The organism is Dolichospermum sp. DET69 (assembly GCA_017355425.1).
In the GTDB taxonomy this organism is placed as follows: domain Bacteria; phylum Cyanobacteriota; class Cyanobacteriia; order Cyanobacteriales; family Nostocaceae; genus Dolichospermum.
In genome coordinates, this window is record CP070233.1 from 4,801,327 (window position 1) to 4,816,942 (window position 15,616).

The following is a 15,616-nucleotide window of genomic DNA, read 5'->3' on the forward strand; positions in this document are numbered from 1 at the left end:
AAAAATCAATAAATCACTATTAATCTTTCTGTCTTTTCCTCTAACCAAATCCAGAATTCTTAGTCATTCGTTTATAATGATACATAATTGTTGATCCGTTTAGCTATTAATTATTGATAAGTAGTTCCACCAAGGATAGTCAAAAGGTTTTGCCTCTAAAAATTGCAAATTCCTTGAGAATTTTTGCAAACATGACCATGTTTTTTTTGAGTCTTACTGCCTACTCTGGGAGCATTTTGGAAAATCTCTACCCCAATGAAGTCAAACTAAGCTCAGATTCTAGTATGCTCCTAATGATAAATTAAATTAGCAATTTCTATGCTCAATCTATCTGGAAAAAATGCCCTAGTTACAGGTATTGCCAATAACCGTTCTATCGCTTGGGGAATTGCCCAACAACTGCACAAAGCCGGGGCTAATTTGGGCATTACCTACTTGCCAGATGACAAGGGTAAAATGGAAAAAAAAGTTTCTGAATTAGTAGAACCGCTCAGTCCTAGCCTATTTTTGCCCTGCAATGTCGAAAATGATGAGCAAATTCAATCCACTTTTGAAACCATCCGGCAAGAATGGGGGAAAATAGATATTTTAGTGCATTGTTTAGCCTTTGCTAAAAGAGAAGATTTGACCGGCGGCTTTAGTCAAACTTCTCGTTCTGGTTTCAATACAGCATTGGAAGTTAGTACTTATTCACTTGTACAGTTAAGCGGTGCAGCCAAACCTTTGATGACTGAAGGTGGAAGTATTATTACTCTTACATATTTGGGAGCAGTTCGGGCAATTCCTAACTACAATGTTATGGGTGTGGCTAAAGCCGGCTTAGAAGCCAGTGTTCGTTACTTAGCCGCAGAACTCGGTCCTGAAAATATTCGCGTTAACGGTATTTCCGCTGGTCCCATCCGCACTTTAGCATCTTCAGCGGTGGGTGGTATTTTAGATATGATTCATCATGTGGAGCAAGTAGCCCCCCTCCGTCGCACCGTCACGCAACTAGAAGTAGGTAATACTGCGGCATTCTTATGTAGTGATTTAGCAAGCGGTATTACTGGACAAATCCTGTATGTAGATGCAGGATATGAAATCATGGGAATGTAGTCAGTGGTCAGTGGTCAGTGGTCAGTGGTCAGTGGCAAATAAAAACAACTGACAACTGACAACCGACAACCGACAACCAACAACTGACAACTAACAACTGACAACTAACAACTGACAACTGACAACTTACAAATGACAAATCACCGAATAGCCACAGTTCACCGCTCTACTGGTGAAACTAATGTTCATGTCACCATTAATCTGGACGGCACAGGGATATGTAAAGTTTCTACAGGTATTCCCTTTTTAGATCATATGCTCCATCAAATCGCATCCCATGGGTTGTTTGATTTGGATATTCAAGCCAAAGGTGATTGGGAAATTGATGATCACCACACTAATGAAGATGTGGGAATTACTTTAGGACAAGCGTTATTTCAAGCTTTGGGTAATAAAAAAGGAATTGTCCGCTTTGGAAATTTTCTTGCTCCCCTAGATGAAGCCTTAGTGCAAGTGGCCTTAGACTTCTCTGGTAGACCTCATCTCAGTTATGGTTTAGAAATTCCTACTCAACGGGTGGGAACTTATGATACACAGTTAGTTCGGGAGTTTTTTGTAGCGTTGGTAAATCATAGCCAAATGACTTTACATATTCGCCAATTGGATGGAATTAATTCTCATCATATTATTGAAGCCACATTTAAAGCCTTTGCTAGAGCCATGCGAATAGCTGTAGAAATTGATTCCCGTCGGGCAGAAACAATTCCTAGTTCTAAAGGTGTGTTATAAAAAATCCCAGCATCGGTTAATCTATTAGTTAGCTCTAAATAGTCAGTATTTGGTAGTTCCATAGCCGTCAGTAACCCAGACCGAAAGGGACTGAGCTTGCAAGAGCAATCAAACAAGCTGTACTGGACCACCCTGAGCATAGTCGTTTGCGTAGCATACCGAAGGTTAGGGTAGCCGTTATTTGAGTCACGACCCCCACCGAATGCGTAGCTAGTTCCCTGCTCTGTCGCTTGTAATTAAACAGTTCTCAGGTCACGCTTTGCAGTGTTACAAGCTCAAGCAAGCTCTTATAACGCAGTCGTTGCTAACATTACCCCAGAAATGGGAGTTGGTTTTTCAGGTTTCCTTTTCAAAAAACCTGACTAAAATTTAAGATTCAATGCCTTTATTACCGCCTGTTCAGTCATTGGGCTTGTCAGTCAATTTTGGATTTACGATTTTGGATTTTGGATTTACTCCACCCTAAAATGTGGAGCTTGAGGATTTTAGATTTTGGATTTTGGATGAATTCCGCCCTGAAGGGGCGGGGAACCTGTGCCGAAAATTCCCAATCTAAAATCTAAAATCTAAAATTTTTCGGTCAAAATGTCGCTTCCCTCTCAGCCCTAAAGGGACTGATTTTCCCGCGTACCACGAGGTCTTATGAATTCTGTTGTAGACAACCCCGATTCTCAACAAAATCCCCTAGATAAAAAACCCGTAGTCCTGACTTGTGAATTACGGAAAGTCTATCGCACAGGATTTTGGCTCAATCAAAAAGTTGTATCTCTCAAAAACTGTTCTTTACAAGTGTACCCAGGAGAAACCTTTGGTCTGTTGGGTCCCAATGGTGCGGGTAAAACTACGCTGTTAAAATTGTTGTTAGGGATTATCCGTCCTACATCTGGAAGAGGCTTACTTTTAGGTAAACCCATAGGCAACGCTAAAGTCAAGCAGCGGATTGGCTATCTTCCAGAAAATTCCTATTTATATGAATATCTGAGTGGTTGGGAGTTTTTGCAGTTAACAGCGGGTTTATTTCAAATTCCTCAAAAGTTACAACGTCAAAGGATTCCCCAATTATTGGAATTAGTTGGATTATCCCAAGCCGATGCTCGCAAAAAGCAAATGCGGCGTTATTCTAAAGGAATGCTTCAGCGTGTGGGTATGGCTCAGGCATTAATTAATGATCCAGATTTGATTTTTTTGGATGAACCTATGTCTGGACTTGATCCTCTGGGACGTTACCAAATGCGAGAAATTATTCTTTCTTTGAAAGCATCTGGGAAAACCATATTTTTTAATAGTCATGTGTTGAGTGAAGTCGAACAAATTTGCGATCGCGTTGCTATTCTGAATCAAGGAGAATTAATCTGTTGCGGTTCTCTCAATGAACTTTTAGGCAACCAAAACACATATCATGTTAAAGGTCAAGGAGGAGATGGAGAAATTTTGAAAAAATGGATAGGTAATTTAGAATTTGGGGCTGATGGTTTTTGGCACGGTATACTCCAAGAAGATTATTATGATTTTCTATCTAGTCTGAGGTTAATGGGCGGGAAAATCATTACCATGAACCTATCACGTCAATCTCTAGAAGAGTTTTTTATCCACCAGATTCAAACCCTAAATCATCCCCTTAATTAAGTTAAAAATTAAGAATTAACAATGAATACAGCGTAAACAAACCAATCATTCTAAATCTGCTTAAAGGCTTGTGTTGTATTTATTCTAAATTCCAAATTCCAATCAATATCCCCAGCAACAAATGATTTATGTCCGGAGAACTAAAGATTTATTAGAAAATAAAATTGTTGAGTCACTACGATTCTTCAGTATACTCGATGTTAAAATGCTTCAGAATAACTGTAAATATCCTCATTTTCAATTTCTAGGTAAATATGTTTAATAAAGATTTGTATAAATTTCTCAGCCATTCAACTATGGGTTTAGCATTGTTAACAACAGTGAATATCACCTTGCCATCTGTGAGTTTGGCGCAAAAACAGCCAGTAAAACCAATACTTAAACAACAGCCAGTTATATTCACGCCCCCAAAAGAATCAGTAAAATCAACACCAAGTATCGCTACAGACTACTTGTTAGGAGGAGGCGATCGCATCCGGGTCAATGTATTTGAAGTACCAGAATATACAGGTGAATATCAAGTTCCTCCTGGTGGTTCCATTAATATGCCTTTAATTGGCAGTATTCCTGTTTCGGGCTTAACCACAGAACAGGCTGCTGATACAATTGCTAAAAAATATGCTCGCTTTCTCAAACGGCCCCTAATTTCCGTCAACCTATTATCACCACGTCCCATCAATGTGTTTGTTGCGGGAGAAGTAACAACACCAGGAGCTTACACCCTTAGATTAGAAGGAGGTGCGGGAAACAACCCAGGTGTACAATACCCAACGGTATTGGCTGCATTAACAACCGCCCAAGGTGTAACACTAGCAGCAGATGTCACTCAAGTGCAATTACGCCGCAAGACAGGACGTTCTGGAGAGCAGACAGTCTCACTGAACTTAAAGGAATTGACACAAACAGGGAGAATATCCCAGGACATTACCTTACGAGATGGAGATACCATTGTTGTCCCCACAGCTACCAGTCTGAATGTAGCTGAAGCCCGAAATTTATTTGCAGCTAACTTTGCTGCTAGTCAAACTGCACCGCGCACAGTAGTGGTAATTGGTCAAGTTTACCGTCCTGGCTCTTACCTGGTGACGACGGGTAGTGGCGGTGGAGCAGAATCTAGTGGTGGTAGTGGTGCTACTGGCGCTGGTGGTGGTTTACCTACTGTGATGAGAAGTTTACAACTAGCAGGGGGAATTACATCTATGGCCGATGTGCGGAAGATCAAATTACGCCGTCCTACCCGCACTGGTACAGAGCAAACTATAGATATTAACCTATGGGAATTACTGCAAAGTGGTGATATCAATCAAGATATAGTGGTACAGGATGGCGATACAATTATTATTCCTACAGCTACGGATATTAGTGCTGCGGAAGCTACGCAATTGGCTACTACTACTCTATCACCAACAACTATTGAAGTGGGTGTAGTAGGTGAAGTCAAAAGAGCAGGAGCAGTTAAACTACAACCGAATAGTTCTTTAAATCAGGCATTATTAGCTGCCGGTGGTTTCAACGATGGTAGAGCCAGTAGAGGAAGTGTAGAGTTAATTCGCCTCAACGCCAATGGTACTGTTACTAAACGTCCAATTAAAGTAGATTTAGCTAAAGGCATTAATGACGAGACTAATCCTATCCTTCGCAATAATGATGTTGTGGTAGTTGATCGGAATACTTTAGCTAAAACAGGTGATAGAGTCAATACTGTAGCTGGGCCTCTCGGTACTATCTTGGGGATTATTAGATTATTCACTGGACTTTAAATTAAGTCTAAAAGTTGGTTTTCTAGGTTTCCACTCAAAAAATCTAGACCTCAGTAAATATATAGTAGCGTTGTCATTTTTTAACCTCACGCTCCAGGCGCAGAGAGGGTATAAGTTATTTGTATGGGATTTTGGGAAAAAAGATTTTCTCAATAATTTGGGGTCTATTCTCATGATTATTGAGAATAAAGTCAATAATTTAACGAGTTTTGGTTATTTCAGTCAGGGGGGTTGACAGTATTCCGAGTTTCGGGTATGCTTATATTAGATCTAGAAATCTGTCCGCGCATATATATTAGGGTTTTAAGTTTTTTATATTTTCAGCATGAGGATTTGAGGATTTTCAGAATCAAATCAATTTTAAATTTTAAGTTATTAACTGCACTTGCATCTCCAGATATTTTTAGTAATGGTGATTGTGAGTATATCTGGTAGTGTGGTGTTGAGTTTAATCATAAGCTTTTAGTGCAAATTATACATATTAATCGATCTTTTTTGCTGCAATTGATTATTAAAGGTGTGGCGATCGCTATACCTCTAATCGCTAATTCATTGGACAAAACTGGACATTAAGTACATATCATGCTATAGTTTTTCTATGGCTAAATATGTGAAACCTAATGAAGCAGCTAACACTCTGGGAGTTTGTTTGCGAACCCTCAGACGATGGGAAGCAGAAGGAAAAATCAGTACCGTTAAAACGCCATCAGGGCAAAGACGGTACGAGATTGAAAAGTTCATCAAGAAAGAGTCAGAACCAGACGGAGGACGCGCCACTGTTGTCTATGCTCGCGTCTCTACCAGACCACAGAAAGCAGACCTTGATCGACAAGTTGAACAATTATCAGCGATCTATCCCGGCGCTGAAGTCGTTAAGGAAGTGGGAGGAGGACTCAATCTTAGGAGGAAAGGACTCATCGCTCTTTTGGGACGAGTTTTGCGAGGTGATATCGCAATTATTGTGGTTGCCCACAAAGACAGACTTGCAAGATTCGGATTTGATATTATCGAATGGCTATGTGAACAATTTGACTGCAAAATCGTGGTTCTCAACCAAATCAGTCTCTCTCCACACGCCGAACTCGTTCAAGATATTGTCGCAATTCTCCACAGCTTTTCAAGCCGACTTGACTCCATTAAAAGACTTGAAAACCAAATCAAAGAAGAATTACAAGTCGAAACCAAGGCACAAAATACAGAAAGACAAGCCGAATAAAACACTTAAAATCAGAGTCTATCCTGAACTTAAATTGCATCAAAAATGGAAGTCGTGGCTATCAGCATCACGCTACTGCTACAACAAAGCTATTGCAGTATTAAAGGCGGGAGAGCAAGCCATAACTAGTGCCTACTCTTTAAGGGATTATGTGTTGAGACTAGACTTACCTGACTGGGTTAAGTCTGCACCATCTCATCCAAAAGAGAATGCTATTTTTGATGCTTGGGATGCTTGCAAACAAGCTAAATCTGTGAATGGTGAGGCAAGTTTTAGAAGTTGCCGACAACCATCACAGTCAATTAAATTTCACAAAGTTAATTTTAATGGAGAGACGTGAGAGTATTGCTATCGCGTATGATCTGTTTGTCCAGATATGTACAGCGTAACACCGTCAGCCTATAATGTGAGCGCAGGTTCATTTTACAGATAATGCAAGCCATAAACTTAATAATCAATTCTGCCCAAAGCTGAAAGAGGAAGATAATTTAATGGATCCAATAATTTTTATCATATTTTTAGCTCTAGTCGGTTATGCTTTGGCATCTGCAAAGATGGTAAATCAAGGAAATGTCGCATTAGTTGAACGGTTGGGGCGGTATCATCGCAAACTTAATCCGGGAATCAGCTTTATTGTTCCCATTCTTGATCAGATTGTGATGGAGGATACAACTAGAGAGCAGCTTTTAGATATTAAACCCCAAAATGTGATTACCCAAGACGGGATTTACTTAGAAGTTGATGCAATTCTTTACTGGCGCATTAAAGATATTGAAAAAAGCTTTTATGCAATTGATGATTTACAAGTGGCATTAGCAAACTTGGCAACAACTAACTTGCGGGAAAATATCGCTCAGAATTCTTTAGAGGATACGAATATGTCTAGAGACGAGATGGATAGAACTATCTTAGGCGCATTAAATCCCATTACATCTGCATGGGGAATTGAAATTATCCGTTTAGATATTCAGAGCATTACCCCACCGGAAACTGTCCGCAAGTCAATGGAAGAACAACAAAATGCACAAATTAAAAAAAAGGCAGTTATAGAAGCAGCAGAAGGGGAGCGACAAGCAGCAGTTAAACGGGCTGAAGGAACTAGAACATCCATAGAAATAATTTCTGAGGCCTTGCGTTCTCATCCTGAAAGTAAGGATATTTTAAGATATCTTGTTGCCCAAGATTATGTAGATGCTAGTCAAAAATTGGGTGAAAGCAATAATGCCAAAATTGTCTTTGTAGATCCTGCCAATTCAACAGAAATGTTTCAGGAATTGATTTCTGATTCAGTCCAAGAGAATCATGGTAAAAATTCTGGTAATGGCAATGGTAATGGCAAAGGTAACGGTAACGGTAACGGTAACGGTAATGGACTTAATTAGGGAATATAGCGGTATGCACTTGCATGAGATACATTCATAAACCCCCTCCTCACTTGCGGGGAGGGGGTTGGGGGTGGAGTTATTGTATTTCACTCAACCAATTTCCTGTTTAAAAGTTGCAACCAAGCGATCGCAATATGTGTGCTGCTGTAAAATCACTTTAGGGAGTTCCAAGAAATAAATTATCCCAAATTATTTGTATATTTATGAGAGTGAAGACCTTCCACCTAGTGTGTTAATTCTGAATCCCTTATCCCATAAGACTTCATGCACAAAATGTGTCGCATATTTTCATGAGGAAGTGCCTGGAAAAGATGCTTTCGGTGTAAACTACGGTAACACCAATAATTTTCTAGACAATCCCTCCAAAATACACAGAATTAACATACTAGCTTTAAACCCAGAAATAAAAATTACCACTCTCCGCAATTTTTCCAGTCTTTTGGTGTGAAATCGCTTGGCGTAAACACAAACTCACTGGAATTGCAATGACGACGCACCACAACCATTGTAATTGTGCCATATTTGCGATTGCCCTCCTCAAATTGAATTACTCCAGTTGTCCCTCTAACCGAGAATTTTGGTTGGGTAAGAGTTTTTTGAATGCCGCTGCGGGTGGGGTTTTCTGTGATGGCTTTGTTTAATACTAATACTGCATCGTAGCTTGTTGCAGTTCGCCAAGAGATTTCAGTATTGGTAGCAAGTGCTTTTTTAGGAATTTTCCAGAGGATTTGAGCTTGCTGTACAAACGCAGAGTTAGGATCATTCATAGGATGCCATGCTATGGCTAACGCCGTCCGTTCGATTCCCTGTGGTGAGACAATTTGATCAGCTTTGAGTAAGTCAGCATCATAGAGACTATCACCTGCAACAATCCAAGCTTGGTTAACATTTGAATGTATTACATTTACAGCATTGGGAATGGCATTATGTAATCCTACTCCAGCATCAGGAATAACGACAATCGCCGTTCCACCTTGAGTTTTGACTTGATTTAAAGCCGCTTTCGCATCAAAATTATCTCTAGCCAGATTGAAAGCTGGTTCCTGATTAATCACATTCCCTTTCAGTAATTTTGCAGCCTCTTGAAACGCTGTTGATAAAGATTGAGCATACTCACTATCCTGACTGTAAAAAATTGCTGCTTTTCGCTGTTGCAGTTCCGAGAAGAGATAGGTGGCCATTTTTTGTGCCGCAATGCGATCGCTAGGTACAGTACGGAAGAAAATAGGACTTTTGAGGCGATCAGAAGTGCTAGTTGCAGAAATTAAAACTACCCCTGCTTTGTGATAAATTGGCAGCGTTTGTTTGGTTGCATCACTGGAAAAATGACCCACAATCGAGAGTAAATCTCGATACTTTACCAATTTTTTGGCAATTCGACGAGCATTATTGCCAGTGTTGCTATCTGCACGATTATGATCATCAGCGATTAGAATCCGTAAAGGCTGGCCACTTTGCAGAATCAAAGTTTGAGCTTGAGCTATACCCCGCAAGATTTCCAACCCTCTAATAGTAGAACGCCCAAGTGGAACTGTAACTGCGATCGTATGAATTTTATCTGTGGTAAATTGCGTTTGAATTTTGGCGTTGTTGAGATAAATTAAAGTTTCTGGATCTGGTTGTTGATTGAAAGCAATTGTAAATAAATGTATAGCGTCAGGAAAATTTTTAGCTCGATATTGTGCAATTGCTGATCGCTTTTCTACTGGCGGCTGATTTGAGTCCGTAAAGTTATCAGGAATAAGGATTTCTTCACCACAACTAAGATTATCTTCTAGAACATTATCACAGGTCAGAGGTAGTGCTGTTTTTTCATAAATTAGTTTTGATCCGATGGTAATCAAAACACCGCAAGCTATCATTAAATAGAATTTTCGCCATTGCAACTGCGGATATTTTTTATTTTTAATATTGGCAACTTTTTCTAGAATTGCTTGAGCAGTTGGTGGACGACGCTGTGGATCGGTATCCGTCATCGTTTGAATTAGATGAATTAAGCTTTGAGGATTTTTTTTATCTTTAATATTTTTAAACCAATTGTAGGAACGAGCGCGACTATCATGAGCCGGATCAATCCCTGTCAGTAAATATATAAAAGTCCGACCTAAAGCATAGAAATCTGACTGGAGAACTGCTTGTCCTTGCATTTGTTCGGGAGCAGTATAACCACTGGAAATAATCACTGTTACTGGCTGATTATTAACAATAGTTTGGGTCAATTGACGCGCCGCACCAAAATCAATTAAAACTAATTTCCCATCAGGGCGAAGCATAATATTTGCAGGTTTGATATCTCGATGAAAAAAACTATTATTATGTACAAATTCGAGAATCTCAACTAATTGATAAAGCCAATCTAAAGCTATTTTATATGATGTTAAATATTGATTTTTAGATAGCCAAGTCTGCAAATTTTCACCAGGAACTTTTTTCATCACGAAACAGCGTAATTGGCGATTTGTCTGCAAAAAAAGTGGAAATATAGTTTCACCAACAGGTAAACCAGGATGTCGTAAATCGGTAAGTATTGATACTTCTTGTTCAAATAATCGAAGTAGATCAGGTGTGACATTTTTTAGTGACTTGAGAACCTTGGGGCGCTCGCGCTCAAGTAAATCTTCGATTTCAAATACTTCTGTATAGCTATGTGTCTCAAGTTGTAGGGGATGGATCAGCCTGTAGCGATTTTGCAGTAAAAGTGCTGTTCCACAAGCTTGACATACTGCACAATTATCAGGATTTTTTCGTTGTGAACAATCTGGATTGATACAGTAAGCCATAAGAGGATGCCTGAAAAGGTTTTAGTGTATAAATCAAATCAACCCCTCTCCAAACCTCTCCCCTGCAAGGAGAGAGGCTTTGAAACCCCCAGCTAAAAAAAGTTTTTCTGCTTCCCTCTCCTCTTAGGAGAGGGTTAGGGAGAGGTAGGGGGGTTAGGTTTTTAAACATCATCTAAAAATGAGAAGTAAATAAACGCTGTACACATTTTAGAAGAACAGGCTGCAAAATAAAGTATTCCTGTGTATTTACTTTCAGGGTTTCTACTAATGCCCGTCTTTTTAAAGATAAAAGTGCAGACAAAATATTTCCTGTTGAAGCATGGCTTGTAAGTTCTAATTGTATCTCCTCGCGAGTCAATCCCTGGGGATATGTAGCTAAACATTTAAGTAGAGTTTGTTCAAGAGAGGAAATGTGTTTAAGCCATTGCGTCACCAGTGGCTCAAATTCACCAGCGACAATAGTTCCCGAAGCTAGAAATTCTCCCACATTCCCAGCAAATAATTCGTGAATTAAATTTGCTGTCATATTTAAAAATAATGGATTACCACCATATTGATTTACCAAAATCATCCATTGTTCGGCATCAAATATCAGCCCATGATGCTGCAAAAGCTCGATCGCTCCTTCCATTAGTCCACCCAAAGGCAAAAAAACTGCACCATTGGCCGTTAAATTATTTAATCCTTCTGGTTGTTCACGACTGGTCAAAATTACGCAGCTTTCATGGGGTGTTTGCACTACCGATTCCAGAAAACTTCTATAGGCAATATATTCGGGAAGATATTTGCCAGCGCGATCGCCCCCCAAAATTCCATCCCAACCATCAAAAATTAGTAGAGTTTTCGGTGGTAGCGATGGTAAATCTGTTGTTGGTAAGGTGCGGTGAAAAGAAAACCACAGCGTTTGTTGAAACCTAGATTGTACTGCTTGGACAAGTTTTGAGGCTATAGCCGTTTTGCCAATACCACCAATCCCTGTAATCACAATCAAGGGTATTTTTTGTTCAATTGCTTGAGTTAGAGTTAGTAGTTCATAACCCCGCCCAAAGAATAAGGGAATATTAGGGATTTGGGATGTACTAGATCCAGAAAAATCCAGGGAACGTGCCAGTACGTCTTGCCAATTTAGCCCCAAAATTTGACAAAACGCTTTGAATACTGAGGCATCAATAGCATCACCTTTCAGAAACCGTTTCCAGGTAGGTAAAGATACACCATTTGCAAAAACTTCCGCATTTTCCCAGTTCCGTGTGGGTTCGAGAATTTGACTCGCGGCTTCTAACCAACAAGGATTATCAATCGTCCATCCTTTTTCTTTCCGAGTTTGTTTGATGATTTGTAGTCCGGTAACTGAGAGTTTGAGACTAGGCATGGGAGATTATTAGAGGCTTGTGCCAAATCTGTCAAGCTCAATTTTAGATCAATCTTGTAGTGAACTGAAACTTAACTAGAAATACTTAATTCCGATCAGTGATATTAAGTATATTCCTCAAGGACGACGGAAAACACTTATGAAGCGTTTTATCTCAACCGCTGTTACTACAGTTTCACTTATGAGTTTGTTATCAACTCAGGCATTTGCTCAAACCAAACCTTCGACGATTACAGCCTTCTTAGATCGTTTAGGTATGAATTATGAAGTCCAAAAAGATGGACGTATTTCAATATTAGCTGGAGTTGAGGGTAATCGGACTCAATATGGATTTATCGTGCCAGAACTTGGAAGAATGCTCAATAATGATGTTATTGCTGTAATGTCTTTTTCTCGAATCTCTAAAACACCTCCAGACGCAGAAAAAACAAAGCAATTGGAAAGCAAAGTTAATGACATATCAAGCGGTTCGGCTACAGTTTCTGAAGAAGGAATGTATGCCACTTTTTACTACAAGATTATACCTCTAAACAAAGATCCAGATTTGGCGCGTAAAGACATCATAGAACTTCTCAATATTGCAGACACCGAAGAAAAAAATTTGGGTAGCAAAGACACATTGTAAACAATTCAAAATTGAAACCAGAAAAATTATGTCAAAAAGTAAAGTTTTCAAGCTCTCAATGCTATGAATTTGAGCTATAGAAAAACCTTTGATTATTGTGCGGGAATTTCACATTTTCGCTTCATAAAGAATTCTTGAAAATCAGATAAAGGATCAAATTATGTGGACTAAATTTATCCGAAGATTCTCTCTATTTTGCATTGCTCTATTTTTCACTATTGGTCTTTCTCTCAATCATGCTACCGCACAAACACCTCCTTTTTATTGGGACTATATCAACGTTAATATTGATGTGCAAACTAACGGAGATATGTTAGTTACGGAAACACAAAAGTATGTTTTTACATCAGATTGGACAAATCAAAGATATCGCTATATTCCTTTAGATAAAGTTGATGAAATTAAGGAAGTAACGGTTCAAGAAAATAATCAAATCATTCCTAGTGAAACTGGAATTGAAAATAATCAATTTTGGATTCGTTGGCAACATCAATTAAAAGCACCAGAATCACATATTTTTGTAATTAAATATCGTGTAGTTGGTGGACTGCATATTAATGGTGATAATACTCAAGTTTACTGGAAAGCCATTTTTGCTGACCGTAAAGCCCCAATTCAAACAGCAAAAGTTAGGGTACAACTGCCAGAAGCTTTATCAGGTAAAGTCGAAGATTTTCAAAATTTTGGTATACCAGCTACAGCCAGTCAAGTAAATCCAAAAACATTGGAATTTGTAGCAAATCAGGCTATTCCACCCCAGGAAGAGTTAGAAGTTCAGGTAACATTCAAGAGTGAAATTCTCAATATTCCTCAAGCTAATTGGCAAAAACGCGGCTTTTTCGACTTTGATAAAGTTTTTAATTTAACTAACTTTATGTTTCTGATCTTTTTTGCCCCAATTGCCTATTACATATTTTCAGCAATCAATGATCGAAAATGTCCTGAATGTGAAAAATTTACCCTCAACCGGAATTCTAGAATATTAGTTGCTGCAACCACTAGCCATACAGGAAGGCAAAGAGTAACCCACCACTGCACAAACTGCTCATACCATAACGTGTCTGAAAAAATAATTCCAGTAATTAGTGAAAGTAGTGGTGGCGGTGGTGGCGGCGGTGGTGGCGGCGGCGGTGGTGGTGGCGGCGGCGGTGGTGGTTGATAGCCAGTCAGCATTTACACCTCATCACAAGTAGCGGTTATTAGTAGCAATTCTCATGTTTTGCACTATAGCGAAGGTATTGATAAATCTGAAAAGTTCTTAATTGAAGAAGGAAAACAAAATGAAAATGTCAAAATTAACAACTTTAGTTTTTGTGTTAGGAGCAATATTATATAGCCCTAAAGTTGATGCTCAAAATGTACCGAATATTTTAGAGTCAGGAAGAGAATCAAAATTACTGTTAGTACAAGTTAATTCACAAGATCCAAAATTTTACATCAAGCGTGGTGAAGCCCGATTGGAATCAGGAGATGTGAAAGGTGCGCTGGAAGATTTTAACCAAGCACTGCATCTTAATTCTAATGATGCCGAGGCTTACAATAACATAGGTGCTGTTCGGTATGAATCAGGAGATTTGAAAGGAGCGATGGAGTATTTAAATAAATCCATACGTCTTGATCCTAATGATGCAGTAGTCTACAGCAATCGAGGCATTGCCCGCTTTCAGTCGGGAGATGCGAAAGGAGCAATTGAAGATTTGAATAAAGCTTTGCATCTTAATCCCAACTCTGTAGAAGCCTACGTAAACAGAGGTGTTATTCGCCGTAAATCGGGAGATATGAAAGGAGCAATTGAAGATTTGAATAAAGCTTTGCGTCTTAATCCTAACTCTGTAAAAGCCTACAATCAAAGGAGTTCTACCCGCAGCGAATTGGGAGATACCAAAGGAGCAATTGAAGATTTGAATAAAGCTTTGCGTCTTAATCCTAACTCTGTAGAAGCCTACAATAACCGGGGTCTTGCCCGCCGTGAATCGGGAGATGCGAAAGGAGCAATTGAAGATTTGAATAAAGCTTTGCGTCTTAATCCTAACTCTGTAGAAGCCTATAATAACCGAGGTCTTGCCCGTACTGACTTAGGAGATGCGAAAGGGGCGATTGAAGATTTCAACCAAGCACTACGTATTAATCCTAACATTGCATTATCCCACAGTAATCGAGGTTTTGCCCGATTTCAATCAGGAGATGTGAAAGGGGCAATTGAAGATAACAACCAAGCCCTGCGTCTTAATCCTAACCTTGGAATAGCCCACTATAACCGAGGTTATGCCCGGTTTCAATCAGGAGATGTGAAAGGAGCTATGGAAGATTATAACCAAGCTCTGCGTCTTGATCCTAATCTTGGAGTAGCCTACTCTAACCGAGGCATTGCCCGCTTTCAATCGGGAGATGTGAAAGGGGCAATTGAAGATTACAACCAAGCTTTACGTCTTAATCCCAACTTTGCACAAACCTACGATAGCCGAGCTTTTGCCCGCGCTGAATCAGGAGATTTGAAAGGAGCAATTGAAGATTTAAATCAAGTTCTGCGTCTTAATCCTAACCTTGCAGATGCTTACAGCAAGCGAAGTTTTATCCGCCTTCAATTGGGAGATATGAAAGGGGCGACCGAAGATTTCAACCAAGCACTACATATCAATCCTAAATATGCAGAAGCCTATGTAATGAGAGGTCTTGCCCTCGCTAAATTAGGAGATTTGCAAGGAGCAATGGCAGATTACAACCAAGCCTTACGTCTTAATCCTACTCTTGCAGAAGCCTACGTAAGCAGAGGTGCTTTACTCGCTCAAATAGGCGATATAAAAGGAGCGATCGCTAATTTACAAAAAGCATCTGAACTATTTCAACAACAAGGAAAAATAGCCGAATATCAGTCTACTCTTAATTTACTTCGGGAGATAAATAATAAGTAGATTTCAGCATATTCCCCGTTATAATTGTCGAAAGGTCTACAAATTGTGAAGCCAACACCAGACGTGGATGAATTGAATGATTTACCGCAAGGGAGTTCCAAGAAATAAATTATCCC

At 39.4% G+C, this 15,616-nt stretch carries 12 protein-coding genes; 10 read left to right on the forward strand and 2 right to left on the reverse strand.

Annotation, left to right across the window (positions count from 1 at the left end; genetic code table 11):
* Nucleotides 1-318: 318 nt before the first annotated feature.
* The 7 genes from fabI (at nt 319) to EZY12_22000 (ending at nt 7,808) form a co-directional block, all read left to right on the forward strand.
* The gene (fabI, locus tag EZY12_21970; protein QSX67351.1) at nt 319-1,095 is read left to right on the forward strand and encodes an enoyl-ACP reductase FabI; all 777 of its coding nucleotides are present in this window, start codon (nt 319-321) and stop codon (nt 1,093-1,095) included.
* A 132-nt stretch (nt 1,096-1,227) separates the two neighbouring features.
* Nucleotides 1,228-1,824: an imidazoleglycerol-phosphate dehydratase HisB gene (gene hisB / locus EZY12_21975; GenBank protein ID QSX67352.1), complete on the forward strand. Its 597-nt coding sequence runs from the start codon at nt 1,228-1,230 to the stop codon at nt 1,822-1,824.
* A 642-nt stretch (nt 1,825-2,466) separates the two neighbouring features.
* Nucleotides 2,467-3,450, forward strand: coding sequence for an ABC transporter ATP-binding protein (locus EZY12_21980; protein QSX67353.1), 984 nt, complete (start codon nt 2,467-2,469; stop codon nt 3,448-3,450).
* Nucleotides 3,451-3,704: 254 nt separating this feature from the next.
* Nucleotides 3,705-5,210, forward strand: a complete 1,506-nt coding sequence (locus tag EZY12_21985) for a polysaccharide biosynthesis/export family protein (protein ID QSX67354.1) — start codon at nt 3,705-3,707, stop codon at nt 5,208-5,210.
* Between the two features lie 598 nt (nt 5,211-5,808).
* The gene (locus EZY12_21990; GenBank protein ID QSX67355.1) at nt 5,809-6,426 is read left to right on the forward strand and encodes an IS607 family transposase; all 618 of its coding nucleotides are present in this window, start codon (nt 5,809-5,811) and stop codon (nt 6,424-6,426) included.
* 151 nt (nt 6,427-6,577) lie between these two features.
* Nucleotides 6,578-6,766, forward strand: a complete 189-nt coding sequence (locus tag EZY12_21995) for a hypothetical protein (protein QSX67356.1) — start codon at nt 6,578-6,580, stop codon at nt 6,764-6,766.
* A gap of 151 nt (nt 6,767-6,917) precedes the next feature.
* Entirely contained in the window at nt 6,918-7,808 is an 891-nt protein-coding gene (locus tag EZY12_22000; GenBank protein ID QSX67357.1) for an SPFH/Band 7/PHB domain protein, read from the forward strand.
* 413 nt (nt 7,809-8,221) lie between these two features.
* Here the strand turns inward: EZY12_22000 and EZY12_22005 are convergent, their stop codons facing one another.
* Both EZY12_22005 and EZY12_22010 read right to left on the reverse strand, forming a co-directional pair.
* Nucleotides 8,222-10,591, reverse strand: coding sequence for an ABC transporter substrate-binding protein (locus EZY12_22005; protein ID QSX67358.1), 2,370 nt, complete (start codon nt 10,589-10,591; stop codon nt 8,222-8,224).
* A 172-nt stretch (nt 10,592-10,763) separates the two neighbouring features.
* Nucleotides 10,764-11,963, reverse strand: a complete 1,200-nt coding sequence (locus tag EZY12_22010; protein QSX67359.1) for an ATP-binding protein — start codon at nt 11,961-11,963, stop codon at nt 10,764-10,766.
* Nucleotides 11,964-12,102: 139 nt separating this feature from the next.
* Between EZY12_22010 and EZY12_22015 the strand changes: the two genes are divergently transcribed.
* The 3 genes from EZY12_22015 to EZY12_22025 all read left to right on the forward strand — a co-directional run bounded on the left by EZY12_22015 (nt 12,103) and on the right by EZY12_22025 (nt 15,500).
* Nucleotides 12,103-12,588, forward strand: coding sequence for a hypothetical protein (locus EZY12_22015; GenBank protein ID QSX67360.1), 486 nt, complete (start codon nt 12,103-12,105; stop codon nt 12,586-12,588).
* Nucleotides 12,589-12,748: 160 nt separating this feature from the next.
* Entirely contained in the window at nt 12,749-13,747 is a 999-nt protein-coding gene (locus tag EZY12_22020) for a DUF2207 domain-containing protein (GenBank protein QSX67361.1), read from the forward strand.
* Between the two features lie 121 nt (nt 13,748-13,868).
* Nucleotides 13,869-15,500, forward strand: coding sequence for a tetratricopeptide repeat protein (locus EZY12_22025; GenBank protein QSX67362.1), 1,632 nt, complete (start codon nt 13,869-13,871; stop codon nt 15,498-15,500).
* The last annotated feature ends 116 nt before the right edge of the window (nt 15,501-15,616 follow it).

Bases quoted from the DNA above. Each gene is read 5' to 3' on its own strand.
- fabI (QSX67351.1), top strand. From the start codon at position 319: ATGCTCAATCTATCTGGAAAAAATGCCCTAGTTACAGGTATTGCCAAT.
- hisB (QSX67352.1), top strand. From the start codon at position 1,228: ATGACAAATCACCGAATAGCCACAGTTCACCGCTCTACTGGTGAAACT.
- EZY12_21980 (QSX67353.1), top strand. From the start codon at position 2,467: ATGAATTCTGTTGTAGACAACCCCGATTCTCAACAAAATCCCCTAGAT.
- EZY12_21985 (QSX67354.1), top strand. From the start codon at position 3,705: ATGTTTAATAAAGATTTGTATAAATTTCTCAGCCATTCAACTATGGGT.
- EZY12_21990 (QSX67355.1), top strand. From the start codon at position 5,809: ATGGCTAAATATGTGAAACCTAATGAAGCAGCTAACACTCTGGGAGTT.
- EZY12_22000 (QSX67357.1), top strand. From the start codon at position 6,918: ATGGATCCAATAATTTTTATCATATTTTTAGCTCTAGTCGGTTATGCT.
- EZY12_22005 (QSX67358.1), bottom strand. From the start codon at position 10,591: ATGGCTTACTGTATCAATCCAGATTGTTCACAACGAAAAAATCCTGAT.
- EZY12_22010 (QSX67359.1), bottom strand. From the start codon at position 11,963: ATGCCTAGTCTCAAACTCTCAGTTACCGGACTACAAATCATCAAACAA.
- EZY12_22015 (QSX67360.1), top strand. From the start codon at position 12,103: ATGAAGCGTTTTATCTCAACCGCTGTTACTACAGTTTCACTTATGAGT.
- EZY12_22020 (QSX67361.1), top strand. From the start codon at position 12,749: ATGTGGACTAAATTTATCCGAAGATTCTCTCTATTTTGCATTGCTCTA.
- EZY12_22025 (QSX67362.1), top strand. From the start codon at position 13,869: ATGAAAATGTCAAAATTAACAACTTTAGTTTTTGTGTTAGGAGCAATA.